This window comes from Variovorax sp. E3 (genome assembly GCF_016082275.1).
Lineage (GTDB): Bacteria > Pseudomonadota > Gammaproteobacteria > Burkholderiales > Burkholderiaceae_C > Variovorax.
Genome location: NZ_MOWM01000186.1, coordinates 1 through 13,545, shown reverse-complemented (window position 1 = coordinate 13,545; position 13,545 = coordinate 1). Strand labels below are relative to the sequence as shown.

9 protein-coding genes and 1 pseudogene are annotated in these 13,545 nt (G+C 70.4%); 6 read left to right on the top strand and 4 right to left on the bottom strand.

Annotated features, from left to right (window positions below; all coding sequences use genetic code 11):
* On the bottom strand, positions 1-849 hold an 849-nt coding region (locus BMG07_RS35970), incomplete at its 3' end, for an ANTAR domain-containing protein (protein ID WP_198088504.1).
* Positions 850-1,130: 281 nt separating this feature from the next.
* On the opposite strand from BMG07_RS35970, the gene BMG07_RS35965 reads away from it, so the two are divergent.
* Entirely contained in the window at positions 1,131-2,393 is a 1,263-nt protein-coding gene (locus BMG07_RS35965; RefSeq protein ID WP_198088503.1) for a nitrate/nitrite transporter, read from the top strand.
* Between the two features lie 112 nt (positions 2,394-2,505).
* Here the strand turns inward: BMG07_RS35965 and BMG07_RS35960 are convergent, their stop codons facing one another.
* Entirely contained in the window at positions 2,506-4,218 is a 1,713-nt protein-coding gene (locus tag BMG07_RS35960) for a bifunctional protein-serine/threonine kinase/phosphatase (protein ID WP_198088502.1), read from the bottom strand.
* A gap of 64 nt (positions 4,219-4,282) precedes the next feature.
* On the opposite strand from BMG07_RS35960, the pseudogene nirB reads away from it, so the two are divergent.
* The 5 genes and pseudogenes from nirB to cobA all read left to right on the top strand — a co-directional run bounded on the left by nirB (position 4,283) and on the right by cobA (position 11,742).
* Positions 4,283-6,714: pseudogene (nirB, locus tag BMG07_RS35955) on the top strand (nitrite reductase large subunit NirB).
* A gap of 35 nt (positions 6,715-6,749) precedes the next feature.
* Positions 6,750-7,148: a nitrite reductase small subunit NirD gene (gene nirD, locus BMG07_RS35950; protein ID WP_198088501.1), complete on the top strand. Its 399-nt coding sequence runs from the start codon at positions 6,750-6,752 to the stop codon at positions 7,146-7,148.
* 3 nt (positions 7,149-7,151) lie between these two features.
* A complete protein-coding gene (locus BMG07_RS35945) occupies positions 7,152-9,944 on the top strand; it encodes a nitrate reductase (RefSeq protein ID WP_198088500.1) in 2,793 nt (930 codons plus the stop codon).
* A gap of 83 nt (positions 9,945-10,027) precedes the next feature.
* Positions 10,028-10,933 carry a DNA-binding protein YbiB gene (gene ybiB / locus BMG07_RS35940; RefSeq protein WP_198088499.1) on the top strand — a complete coding sequence of 302 codons (906 nt, stop codon included), beginning with the start codon at positions 10,028-10,030 and terminating at the stop codon, positions 10,931-10,933.
* On the top strand, positions 10,930-11,742 hold the full coding sequence (gene cobA, locus BMG07_RS35935) for a uroporphyrinogen-III C-methyltransferase (protein ID WP_198088498.1): 813 nt from the start codon (positions 10,930-10,932) through the stop codon (positions 11,740-11,742). Before ybiB ends, cobA begins: the two co-directional genes overlap by 4 nt.
* A gap of 53 nt (positions 11,743-11,795) precedes the next feature.
* On the opposite strand, the gene BMG07_RS35930 is transcribed toward cobA, so the two are convergent.
* Entirely contained in the window at positions 11,796-13,358 is a 1,563-nt protein-coding gene (locus BMG07_RS35930) for a hypothetical protein (protein ID WP_198088497.1), read from the bottom strand.
* A gap of 2 nt (positions 13,359-13,360) precedes the next feature.
* On the bottom strand, positions 13,361-13,545 hold a 185-nt coding region (locus tag BMG07_RS35925; RefSeq protein ID WP_198088496.1), incomplete at its 5' end, for a hypothetical protein.

Sequence of the window (13,545 nt, the reverse complement as noted above, 5' to 3'; positions counted from 1 at the left end):
GTCGATGTCGGCCAGCCCGGCCACCGTCGGCCGCGCGGCCAGCACCGGGCTGAGCCCGTTCCACGCCTCGCGTGCCTGCGTGAGCGCCTGCGCGCCGGCAGCCTCCAGCCCCAGGGCCTCGAGGTGATCGAGGTTCTGCTGCACCCGCTCGGCCGACTGGGTGCGCATCACGCGCGCGCGCTGCGCATCGATGTTGCCCAGCAGTTGCGCCGCCACGCGCACCAGCCGCTGCGACAGCATGCGCAGCTGCCCCGCGCGGTTGATGGCGTCGGCCCACTGCGCCGCCTCGATGACCGAGCGCGACACCTCACCCAGCCGCAGGTTGGCGTGCATCGCGGCGCCGCGCAGCAGCCCGAAGGCTTCTTCCTCGGCGATGCCGCGCGCAGACATCAGCAGGCCCTTGGCGCGATCGACCCACTTGCGCTCGTCCATGCGGGTGCGCAGGCTCTCCAGTTCGGTGCGCAATGCAGACTCGCGCTGCCAGCGGGCCTGCGCACGGGCGACCAGCGCGCCGAGCGATGCGGCATCGACGGTGCTTGCGTCCATCCACGCATGCACGCCGAGCGCCACCAGCTCTTCGTGCTGCGCGCCGCTCAGGGGCGCGCCGAGCAGGCTCACCGCGCAGGGCGGAAAGCCGGACCATGCACGCAAGGCCTCACGCAGCGCGGGCGTAGGCCAGGGCATGCAGACCAGCACCTGCGCGGGGGCCAGCGCACCGACCTGCCGCGCGAAGCTGCCACCGTCGGCGCATGCGAGCACATCGAGCCCGGCGTCGGACAGCACGCGGGCCAGCGCCTCGGGGAGCACGGGGCCGGCGGGTTCATCGGGCAGGACAACGAGAAGGCTCATCTTGGGAAAACGGCGGTGCGAAAGCGCACCGCGAGCATAGGCCACGCACGCGCGAACACACGTGCGAACACACGGGCACGCCTCTTGCATGACAGGCAGTGCGGTGTAACGAAGCACCGCTTTGGTGAAGAGGTTGCAGGCTCCTGCATCCGGCTCGGCCACGCACAGGCCGCGCGCACCCCCACGCCGACAGCGCCCGCTGCCGGCACTCCGCCCCCAACCCCGTCCGTCGACACGACCCTTCCAAGGTCGCGCCGCGGCTTTTCGCATCGTTGAACGCCATGTCCAGTTTCAGGAATTTCTTGCAGTCAGGCCACAGTCCGACCCTGTTCGCGGCCTTCCTGTACTTCTCGTTCTCCTGCTGCATCTGGGTGCTCAACGGCGCCATGGCGCCGTTCATCGGCGAAACCTTCAACCTCTCGCCCGCACAGAAGGGCCTGATGCTGTCGGTGCCGATCATCGCGGGCGCGCTCATGCGCTTTCCGCTGGGCATCCTCTCGCAGTACATCGGGCGCAAGAAGGCCACGCTGGTCGAGATGGGCCTGATCGCGGTGGCCATGCTGTTCGGCTTCTTCGCGGTGAAGACCTTCAACGACCTGCTCGCCATGGGCGTGCTGCTGGGCATCGCGGGCGCTAGCTTCGGCGTGGCGCTGTCGCTGGGCTCGGGCTGGTTCCCGCCGCAGCACAAGGGCCTGGCCATGGGCCTGGTGGGCGCGGGCAACGTGGGCACGGCGGTTTCGGTGCTGGTGGCGCCGCCGCTGGCCAACTGGCTGGGCTGGCAGGCGGTGTACGGCGTGGCCGCCGTTGCCATCCTCATTCCGATGGTGGTGATGGTGGTGTTCGCCAAGGAGCCGCCCGACGTGAACGCGCATTCCAGCTTCCGCGAACACATCGCCTGCCTGTTCGAAAAAGACGGCTGGGTGTTCAGCCTGATCTACGGCGTGACCTTCGGCGGCTTCATCGGACTGACCACCTTCCTGCCCTCGTACTACTACGACCAGTTCGGCGTGAGCAAGGTGCAGGCCGGCCAGCTGACCATGCTCGCGGCCTTCATGGGCGCGGCGGTGCGCATCGTGGGCGGCTGGCTGTCCGACCGCTGGGGCGGCGTGAACACGCTGACGGTGGTACTGCTGGTGGTGGCCGCCAGCCTCGTGCTGGTGGGCCTGTCGTCGGGCTCGCTGGCCATCACCACGCTGGTGCTGATCGTGTGCTTCGCGGCGCTGGGCGCGGGCAACGGCGCACTCTTCCAGCTGGTGCCGCTGCGCTGGCCGGCCAGCACGGCCGTGGCCGGCTCGATGATCGGCGAAATCGGCGCGCTGGGCGGCGGCCTCGTGCCCAACGCCATGGGCCTGTCGAAGCAGTACCTCGGCAGCTACCTCTGGGGCTTCGTGTTCTTCGCGGCGCTGTCTCTGGTGATGCTGGGCGTGATGCGCGTCATGCAGATCCGCTGGACCCGCACCTGGGCCGAAAAGGGTGGCCGCGCGCGCGTCACGCCAGCGCCAGCGCCGGCACCGGCACCGAAATCGACAAGGCGCCCCGCATGAACCCGCGCTCCCTTATGCCAGCAACACCGTGGAACCGGCTTTGCCGGGCCACCGGTGTTGCCCCCGGCCAGGGGGATGGCGGCCACACGAAGTGGGCAAGCTGGGGGATATCTCAATGCGGCAGAAAGAGCAGCCACACGATGAGCAGCACGTTGAACAGCACCGACACGCCCAGCGCCAACTGGCACAGCACGAGCGGGTCGCGGCGGATCAGCGGCGTGGCGGCGGGCGCGCCCACCGGGCGGGAGGCGCCGCGCTCCAGCGCGAGCAGCAGCTCCTCGGCGGTCTCGAAGCGCTCGCGCGGGTCGCGGGCCACGGCCTTGCGCACCAGGTGGTCGAGCCAGATCGGCACGTCGGGCCGGATGCGCGAGAGCGCCACGGGGTCGCGCCGGTAGCGCGCCACCTGGTAGGGCTCGATCTCGCCGTAGGGCAAGTGGCCGGTGAGCCACTGGTACAGCGTGACGCCGAGCGCGAACAGGTCGCTGCCGGCGTCGGCCACGCCGCCCTCTTCCCACTGCTCGGGGTTGATGTAGCTCGGCGTGCCCGCATGCAGCTCGCGCTGGGCCGCGCCCTCCCGGCCGGACAGCGCCACGCCCAGGTCGAGGATGCGCCAGCGCCCGTCCTCGCCCAGGTGCAGGTTGCCCGGCTTGATGTCCCGGTGCACCACGCCCTGGCGGTGCAGCCGGCCGAGCGCGCGGCTCAGCTCGACGGCCGCGGCCACCACCTCGGCCACGCCGCCGCGCGCCTCGGCCTTGCGCATCTGCTCCAGCGTGCGGCCGCCATGCCAGTCGAACACGATGTACAGCGCGCTCGCGTTCTCGGCGCGCTCGTGCACGCGAACGAAGCCGTGGGTTCCCACGCGCAACCCCAGCCAGGCCTCGTGCGCCAGCATCGCGCGCTCCTGCGGATCGCCGGCGCGCGAGGGATGCAGCGTCTTCAGCGCGACCAGCTCGCGCGTCACCGGGTGCCGCGCCTGGTACAGCAGGTGCACGCCGGTGTCGGCCACCAGCCCGGTGACCACATAGCCGTCGAGCACGTCGCCCACCTTCAGCGCGGGCGGCGGTGCGAGCCGGCGGCCGTCGCCGAGTTCGTCGTCGAGCTGCCGCGCGTCCAGCCCCACCACCCGAATGACCAGCGCGGTCGCGTTGTCGCGCGTGCCGGCGTCGAGCGCCGCGCGCACCAGCGCCTCGCTGGCGGCCTCGGCGTCGCCCTGCAAGGCCAGCGCGGCCACCTGCTGCGGCTTGAGCACGCCGTGCACGCCGTCGGAACTCAGCACGAAGCAGTCGCCCACGCGCACGTCGCCCTGCACGTAGTCGACGCGCACCTGGTCGTCCAGGCCGATGGCGCGCGTCAGGCGGCTGCGCATGTCGGGATGGTCGAAGGCATGGTCCTGCGTGAGCGGCACGGCCGCCTCGCCGCCCGCGCGCACGCGCCAGGCGCGCGTGTCGCCCACATGCGCCAGCGTGTAGCCCTGGCCGTGCAGCACCAGCGCGGTGAGCGTGGTCAGCGCGGCGCCGCCGCCCTCCTTGCCCTGGCGCCGGCGGTTGTGGTCGGCCAGCCAGCCGTTCTGCGCGCCGATCAGGCGGTCGAGCGCGGCGGTCGGCTCCCAGGTGGCGGGCGTGGCGAAGTAGTCGGCCAGCAGCCCCATCACCGTGGTCTGCGCGGCCTCGCGGCCATGGCCGCCGCTCGATACCCCGTCGGCAATGGCCGCGATGAGCCCGCGCGCCTCGTCGCCCGGTGGCGCATGCACCGCACCGGCGAAGTCTTCGTTCAGCGCGCGCGGTCCGCGCTGGCTGCTGTAGCCGATGTCCACTTCAAAGCTCATGGCGCGATTCTCCACGCGCGCCACGGGCACCTGTTTGCTTGCTTCCCCTGAAAGGTCCAGCCCCATGAAGAAAATGAAACTCGTGATGGTCGGCAACGGCATGGCCGGCGTGCGCACGCTCGAAGAGCTGCTGAAGATCGCGCCCGACCTGTACGACATCACCGTCTTCGGCGCGGAGCCGCATCCGAACTACAACCGCATCCTGCTGTCGCCGGTGCTCGCGGGCGAGCAGACGGTCGACGAGATCGTGCTCAACAGCTGGGAGTGGTACAGCGACAACCACATCACGCTGCACGCGGGCAAGAAGGTGGTCGAGGTCGACCGCGTGAAGCGCATCGTGCGCGCCGAGGACGGCACCGAGGCCCCCTACGACCGCCTGCTGATGTGCACCGGCTCCAACCCCTTCATGCTGCCCGTTCCCGGCAAGGACCTGAAGGGCGTGATCGCCTACCGCGACATCGCCGACACCGACTACATGATCGAGACCGCGCGCACGCACAAGAACGCGGTGGTCATCGGCGGCGGCCTGCTGGGCCTGGAAGCCGCCAACGGCCTGATGCTGCGCGGCATGAACGTGACCGTGGTGCACGTGATGCCCTGGCTCATGGAGCGCCAGCTCGACGACGTGGCGGGCAAGCTGCTGCAGAAGTCGCTCGAAGACCGCGGCCTGAAGTTCCTCATGGGCGCGCAGACGCAGGACATGGTCGGCGGCGAGGACGGCCGCGTCAAGGCGATCCGCTTCAAGGACGGCACCGAGGTGGCGACCGACCTGGTGGTGATGGCCGTGGGCATCCGCCCCAACGTCGATCTGGCCGAGAAGATGCGCCTGCACTGCAACCGCGGCATCGTCGTGACCGACACCATGCAGACCGTGACCGACGCGCGCATCTACTCGGTGGGCGAATGCGCGGCGCACCGCGGCATCGCCTACGGGCTGGTGGCGCCGCTGTTCGAGCAGGCCAAGGTGGCAGCCAACCACCTGGCGCAGTTCGGCATCGGCCGCTACCTGGGCTCGCTCACCTCCACCAAGCTGAAGGTGACGGGCATCGACCTGTTCTCGGCCGGCGAGTTCATGGGCGGCGACGGCACCGAGGAAATCGTCATGAGCGACCCCTTCGGCGGCGTCTACAAGAAGCTGGTGATCAAGGACGACAAGCTGGTGGGCGCCTGCCTGTACGGCGACACGGTGGACGGCAGCTGGTACTTCAAGCTGCTGCGCGACGGGCGCAGCGTGCACGACATCCGCGACAAGCTGATGTTCGGCGAGTCGAACATCGGCGACACCGGGCACGAGGGCCACAACAAGGCCGCGAGCATGCCCGACGACGCCGAGGTGTGCGGCTGCAACGGCGTGAACAAGGGCACCATCTGCAAGGCCATCAAGGAGAAGGGCCTGTTCACGCTCGACGAGGTGAAGAAGCACACCAAGGCCAGCGCGAGCTGCGGCTCGTGCACCGGGCTGGTCGAACAGATTTTGATGTTCACCGCGGGCGGCGACTACTCGGCCACGCCGAAGAAAAAGGCCGTGTGCGGCTGCACCGACGTGAGCCACCAGGACGTGCGCGACGCCATCCGCAAGGAGCACTACCTGACGCACGACGAGGTCTACCGCAACCTCGGCTGGCGCACGCCCAACGGCTGCGCCACCTGCCGCCCGGCCATCAACTACTACCTGATCAGCACCTGGCCGAAAGAGGCCAAGGACGATCCGCAGAGCCGCTTCATCAACGAGCGCAGCCACGCCAACATCCAGAAGGACGGCACCTACTCGGTCATTCCGCGCATGTGGGGCGGCCACACCACGCCCGACGAACTGCGCCGTATCGCCAACGCGGCCGACAAGTACAAGATCCCGACCGTCAAGGCACGGGCGGCCAGCGCATCGACCTGCTGGGCGTGAAGAAGGAAGACCTCGAGGGCGTCTGGAAGGACATCGGCATGCCCAGCGGCTTTGCCTACGCCAAGTCGCTGCGCACGGTGAAGACCTGCGTGGGCAGCGAGTGGTGCCGCTTCGGCACGCAAGACAGCACGCAGATGGGCAAGGACCTGGAGCGCGCGCTGTGGGCCATGTACTCGCCGCACAAGGTCAAGCTGGCGGTGTCGGGCTGCCCCCGCAACTGCGCCGAGGCCGGCATCAAGGACGTGGGCGTGATCGGCGTCGACTCGGGCTGGGAGCTGTACGTGGGCGGCAACGGCGGCATCAAGACCGAGGTGGCGCAGTTCCTCGTGAAGGTGAAGACGGCCGAGGAAGTGATGGAGTACTCGGGCGCGTTCCTGCAGCTGTACCGCGAGGAAGGCTGGTACCTGGAGCGCACGGTGCACTACATCGGCCGCGTGGGCCTGGACCACGTGAAGAAAAAGATCCTGGAGGACGCCGAGGCCCGCAAGGCGCTGTGGGAGCGCCTGCAGTTCGCGCTCGACGGCGAACCCGACCCGTGGTTCGAATCGGCGCAGGCCTCGGTCGACGTGCGGCAGTTCACGCCGCTGGCCGTCTGAAACCGGAACACCAAGAAAAGAGAAAGAGCCCCACCATGAGCGATTGGAAAGTCATCTGCCGCATCGAAGACATCCCGGTGCTCGGCGCCCGCCGCGTGACCCGGCCCGCCGGCGTGGACGTGGCCGTGTTCCGCAATGCCCAGGACGAGGTGTTCGCGCTGCTCGACCGCTGCCCGCACAAGGGCGGCCCGCTGAGCCAGGGCATCGTGTTCGGCACCAGCGTGGCCTGCCCGCTGCACAACTGGGCCATCGGCCTGGACGACGGCTGTGCCAAGTCGCCCGACGAAGGCTGCACGCCGAAGTTCGCGGTGAAGCTGGAAGACGGCGTGGTGCACCTGAGCACCGCCGAACTGGCCACGCACGCGCTCGACCTGGAGCGCCCGGTGGCCGGGCCGAAGCCGTTCGCGGTGCTGTCGGTTCTTCCGCTGGAATAACGCATGACACAAGAGACCCGCTCCACCTGCCCTTACTGCGGCGTCGGGTGCGGCGTCATCATCGAGTCGCGCGGCGACGAGATCACCGGCGTGCGCGGCGACCCCGAGCACCCGGCCAACTTCGGCCGCCTGTGCACCAAGGGCTCGACGCTGCACCTCACGGCCAGCGCCACCGTGACGCGCCAGACGCGGCTGCTGCAGCCCATGCAGCGCCTGGCGCGCGGCCAGGCGCCCACGGCCGTGGCGTGGGACACGGCGCTGGACAACGCCGCCGGCAAGTTCGCGCAGGTGGTCCGCGACCACGGGCCCGACGCGGTCGGCTTCTACGTGTCGGGCCAGTTGCTGACCGAGGACTACTACGTCTTCAACAAGCTCGCCAAGGGGCTGGTCGGCACCAACAACATCGACACCAACTCGCGCCTGTGCATGAGCAGCGCGGTGGCCGGCTACAAGCAGACGCTGGGCGCCGACGCGCCGCCGGCCTGCTACGACGACCTGAAGCATGCCGAGTGCCTGTTCATCGTGGGCAGCAACACGGCGTGGGCGCACCCGATTCTGTTTCGCCGCATCGAGGACGCGAAGGCCGCGAACCCGGCGCTGAAGATCATCGTGGCCGACCCGCGTCGCACCGACACGGTCGAGATCGCCGACCTGTTCCTGCCGATCCAGCCCGGCACCGACGTGATGCTGTTCAACGGCATGCTGCACCTGATGCTGTGGGAAGGCTGGACCGACGCGAAGTACATCGCGGCCCACACCAGCGGCTTCGACGCGCTGAAGGCCACGGTGCGCGAATGCACGCCCGACAAGGTGGCGCAGGTGTGCGGCATCTCGAAGGAAGACCTGCTCGAAGCCGCGCGACTGTTCGCGACCTCGGCGGCCACGCTGAGCCTGTACTGCCAGGGGTTGAACCAGTCGTCCAGCGGCACCGCCAAGAATGCCGCGCTCATCAACCTGCACCTGGCCACCGCGCAGATCGGCAAGCCCGGCGCTGGCCCGTTCTCGCTGACCGGGCAGCCCAACGCCATGGGCGGGCGCGAGGTCGGCGGGCTGGCCAACCTGCTGAGCGCGCACCGCGACCTTTCGAACGCCGGGCACCGCGCCGAAGTGGCCGCGCTGTGGGGCGTGCCCTCGGTGCCCGAAAAGCCCGGCAAGACGGCGGTCGAGATGTTCCAGGCCGCGGCCGACGGCGAGATCCGCGCGCTGTGGATCGCCTGCACCAACCCCGCCCAGTCGATGCCCGACCAGGCCACGGTGCGCCGCGCGCTGGAGCGCGCCGAGTTCGTCGTGGTGCAGGAGGCCTTTGCCACCACCGCCACCTGCGCCTTCGCCGACCTGCTGCTGCCCGCCACCACCTGGGGCGAAAAAGAAGGCACCGTGACCAACAGCGAGCGCCGCATCTCGCGCGTGCGCCCGGCCGTCGCGGCGCCGGGTGAAGCGCGCAACGACTGGTCGATTGCCGTGGCCTTCGCGCACCGGCTCGAACGGCAACTGGGCCGCGCGTTCACGCTGTTTCCCTACGAGACGGCCGAATCGGTCTGGAACGAGCACCGCGAAAGCACGCGCGGGCGCGACCTGGACATCACCGGCCTGAGCTACGCCATGCTCGAGGCGGCCGGCCCGCAGCAATGGCCGCTGAAGGAAGGCGAAAGCACCGGCCGCGTGCGCCTGTACGAAGACGGCGTGTTCCCCACGCCCGACGGCCGCGCCCGCTTTGCCGACACGGTCTACAAGCCGGTGGCCGAGGCCCGCGAGGCACGCTACCCCTTCTCGCTGAACACCGGCCGCCTGCGCGACCAGTGGCACGGCATGAGCCGCACCGGCACGGTCGGACGGCTGTTCGGGCATGTGTCGGAACCGGTGGTGCAGATGAACGCCCAGGACATGGCGCGCCGGCAGATCGCCGAAGGCGACCTGGTGCACCTCACGTCCAAGCGCGGCTCGATCATGCTGCCCGCGCGCGCCAGTGCCGAGGTGGGGCTGAGCCAGGCCTTCGTCGCGATGCACTGGGGCGAGGAATACCTGAGCGGCTGCTCGTCGACCGGCGCGCGGCTGGCGGGCATCAACGCCGTCACCACGCCGGCCTACTGCCCGACCTCCAAGCAGCCCGAGCTCAAGCACACGCCGGTGAAGATCCTCAAGGCCGAGCTGCCGTGGTCGCTGCTGGGCATGGCCTGGCTGCCCGCCGGCGCCGCGCTCACTGCGCACCGCGCGCTGCAGCCACTGATGGCGCTGTTTCCTTTTGCGACCTGCGTGCCGTTCGCGGGCAACACGCAGGGGGACGAGCGCAGCGGCCTGCTGTTTCGCGCCGCCGCGCACGACGCGCCCGACGAGGCGCTGGTCGACAAGATCGAGGGCCTGCTCGGCCTGCAGACCACCGACACCCTGCGCTACGCCGACCGCCGCAGGGGCCAGCGCCGCTCGGCCCGGCTGGTGCGCCGCGCCGACGGCAACGCCGGCCTGGAGGCCTTCTTGCTGGGCGGCGACACCAGCGCCGAGGCCTGGATCGCCACGCTGCTGCGCGAGGAACTGCCGGCGCAGAGCTACGGCCGCCTGCTGCTGTCGCCGGGCGCGCGCGCGCCGGTGGCGGTGCAGTCGCGCGGCAAGACGGTGTGCACCTGCTTCAACGTGGCGGACGTGGCGATCCAGACCGAGCTGGCGCGCTGCGCCGGCAGCGCCGACGAGCGGCTGGCCAAGCTGCAGGGCGCGCTGAAGTGCGGCACGAACTGCGGCTCGTGCATTCCCGAGCTGAAACGCATGGTGCGGGCGACGCCGGCCGAGGCGGCCGTCCAATGAAGCCCCGTCTTGCCCCCACCCCCGACCGATGCATAAGCCGAATGACGTTCCGGCATAAGCGTTGCAGGACAATCCACCCACCCATGGGAATCAGTCAATACATCAAGGAAATCGGCCGCGGCGCGCGAGGCGCCAAGCCGCTCACGCGCGAACAGGCCACCGACCTGTTCGGCCAGGTGCTGGACGGCACCGTCACCGACCTCGAAATCGGCGGCTTCTGCCTGGCCATGCGCATCAAGGGCGAGACGCCCGAGGAGATGGCCGGCTTCCTGGACGCCACCCATGCGCGGCTGCACCGCATTCCGGCCGGCGACCGCCCGCTGGTCGTGCTGCCGAGCTACAACGGCGCGCGCAAGCTGCCGGTGCTCACGCCGCTGCTGGCGCTGCTGCTGGCGCGCGAAGGCCTGCCGGTGCTGGTGCACGGCAGCGCCAGCGAAACCTCGCGCGTGCTCGCGTCGAACGTGCTCACGGCACTGGGCCTGCCGCCGCTGGCCGCCGTTCGCCCGGTCGCCAACGGCGAAGTGGCCTTCGCGCCCACCGAGCTGCTGAACCCCGCGCTCAAGCGCCTGCTCGACGTGCGCCGCGTGGTCGGCCTGCGCAACCCCGGCCACAGCGTGGTCAAGCTGATGCAACCCGGCGCCGGCGCCTGCGTGGTGGTGGCCAGCTACACGCACCCCGAATACGCCCGCACCATGGGCGAGACCTTCGAGCTCACGGGCATGACCGCCCTGCTCTCGCGCGGCCTCGAAGGCGAAGTGGTGTCCGACCCGCGCCGCACCGCGCAGATCGACGGCTTCGTGCGCGGCGTGCGCACCGAGCTGCAGGCGCAGCAGGCCGGCACCGCCGCCGACGTGCCGGGCCTGCCCAAGGAAATCGACGTCGACACCACGGCCGACTACACGCGCCGCGTGCTGGCCGGCGAGCTTCCCGTGCCCGAGGCCATTGCGGCGCAGGTGCGGCACATCACGCAACTGGCATCCCACGCATGAACGACCACTCCGCCCCCTCCGCCCCCCTCGTCACCGGCCGCTGCACCCTGGTGGGCGCCGGCCCGGGCGACCCGGAGCTGCTGACCATCAAGGCCGTCAAGGCGATCCAGGCCGCCACGGTGCTGCTGGTCGACGACCTCGTGAACGACCAGATCCTGGCCTATGCCCGCCCCGACGCGCGCATCGTGCACGTGGGCAAGCGCGGAGGCTGCAAGAGCACGCCGCAGGCCTTCATCGAGCGGCTGATGATCACCGCCGTGCGCGAGGGCGAGACGGTGGTGCGCCTGAAGGGCGGCGACCCGTTCATCTTCGGACGCGGCGGCGAAGAGGTGGAACACCTGCGCGAAGCCGGCATCGAATGCGCCGTGGTCAACGGCATCACCGCCGGCCTGGCCGCCGTGACCGCGCTGGGCGTGCCGCTCACCCACCGCGACCACGCGCAGGGCGTGGTGTTCGTCACCGGCCATGCCAAGACCGGCGCGGGTGCCGCCGAAGACCCGACCGACTGGCGCGCGCTGGCGGCCACGGCATACAACGCGCGGCTCACGCTGGTGATCTACATGGGCGTGTCGGGCGCGGCGCACATCGAACGCGAACTGCTGCAGGGCCTGCCGGGCGACACGCCGGTGGCCGTCATCCAGCATGCGAGCCTGCCGCACCAGCGGCACATCGCGACCACGCTCGACAAGCTGCAGGACGGCATCACCGAAGCGGGGCTCGCGAGCCCCTCGGTGATCGTGGTGGGCGACGTGCTGCGCGGGCTGGCCGCGGCGGCGCTGCCGGTGGACGCGCACCGGTTCGGCACCTGACCTGACCTGACCTGACCTGACCTGAACGACGGCAGGCCGGTGCCGCCGGCAGTTCAACCGAAGTAAGGGTGCTCCGAAGGGAACAGCGCCCGCTTCACGAAGCTGCGCCATGCCGCGGGGGCCCGCTGGCCCAGCACGACCAGCCCCGCGCAATAGGCCTGCGCCCGGAACTGCGGCGTCAGCCCCGCCAGCGCCGCTTCCGCGCGGCGCGGGTCCCGGGTGGTCTGGAGTTCGGCCACGAACGCACGCATGCTCTTCGCGTCTTCGGGCCCCATGTAGTCGAGCACCGCCATCGGCTTGTCGATCGGCCGCCCGTGCTTGATGCCCAACCCGATCGCGGGCAGCAGCGAATCGAAATCGTTGATGGTCAGCACCTGGGAGAGTTCGAGCGCCCGACTCACCTGCTTCGGGCTCGCGCCCTCCGAGGCACCCACCAGCACCAGCAGGCTGGCCCGTGGCTGCGTCCCCGACGCGGCAACGTCGAAGGCCTTGTCCAGGTCGCCCCGGCCCATCGCGATATAGCCGGGCGCCGAACTGTCCGGCGGAACGTCCTTGCCGGTCCGCAGCATGCGCTGGATCTGCAGGAATACCGACTTGGCCTCGAGGTCACTGAGCGACACGCCTTCGCCCTGCTCGATGCGCCGGATCCGGGCCAGGTCGCGGGTCGTCAGCAGGCTCAGGAAAGGCGCCTTCGCGCCGGCCTTTTCATACGCGCGGCGTGCTTCGGACCAGGCCTGGTCGCCGGCCCACACGTGTCCGGCAGCATACGAGAACCAGGCGCTGTCGGGGTGCTCGGCCGCCCCCTTCTTGTACGCGGCATCCTTGGCCGCCTGGTCGGACATGCAGCGCACGACGAGATAGCCGAGATCGACCGTGGCGGGGTTGGCCCGGGCCAGGGCGCGCTGCCGCTCGCAGACGCGCTCGCGCGCTTCGGGCGTGGCGGCCTGGTCCTGCTGCGCTCGCAGCGACGCCACTTCGAGCGGCGTGCGCGCCAGGCGCGCGTCGATGATCCTTGCATTGCTCTCGGGCGCCTGCTGTTCCGCCACCGCGAGCCATTCGAGCAGGTATTCCGACTGCGCCGAATCCCAGGTGCCGTGCACCTCGATCAGCGCCTTGCGCTCGCTGTCGGTGGTCACCATGTCCAGGACATTGCCGACGGAGCGTGTCTCGGCCCCGCTGACGACCGAGCGCGATCCGGTGCCGCCCTTGGCGACCTTGATCTGCTGCGGCGGCGGCTCGAGCACGGCATCGGCCGACTGCAACGACCAGCGCGGCGCGCCGAGCTTTCTTTCGGGCGGCGGCACGCCCGGCCCGTAGATTGCCGTCCAGGCCATCAGCGGGCCTGCACCGGCCACGTTGTAGATGTAGCGCCCGCCGATCACCCCGGGGTTGGCGGAGAACGACTCGATCGCGTGGCCCTCGGCGGTCTGCGCGCTCATCTGCACCGGCTTGTCGGCCTCGACCTCGAACACGCGCTTGCCGCCGGGCGCCAGCGTCGCGCTGCTGCCGCCCACGCGCACCTTCACCTCGCGGTCGAGCCCGTTGTAGGCGATCACGCTGGCGCTGCCGAGCGTGGTGCCGATGCCCATCAGGCTCACGATGACGCCGCCGGCCACGGTCAGGCGCGCCGCGCCCGCCCACCAGCCGTCGGCGGTCTGGAAGCGCGACCACGCGTCGAGCTTGTTCTGCGCGGGCGTTCGTTGCCGTTGGTCAAGGTGGCATAGCTGCCCGGCACCACGGGCGCGGCCGGCGGGTCGCCCGCCGGGGCCTGCGACAGCGCGACGCCGGCCACGCGGGCCTCGG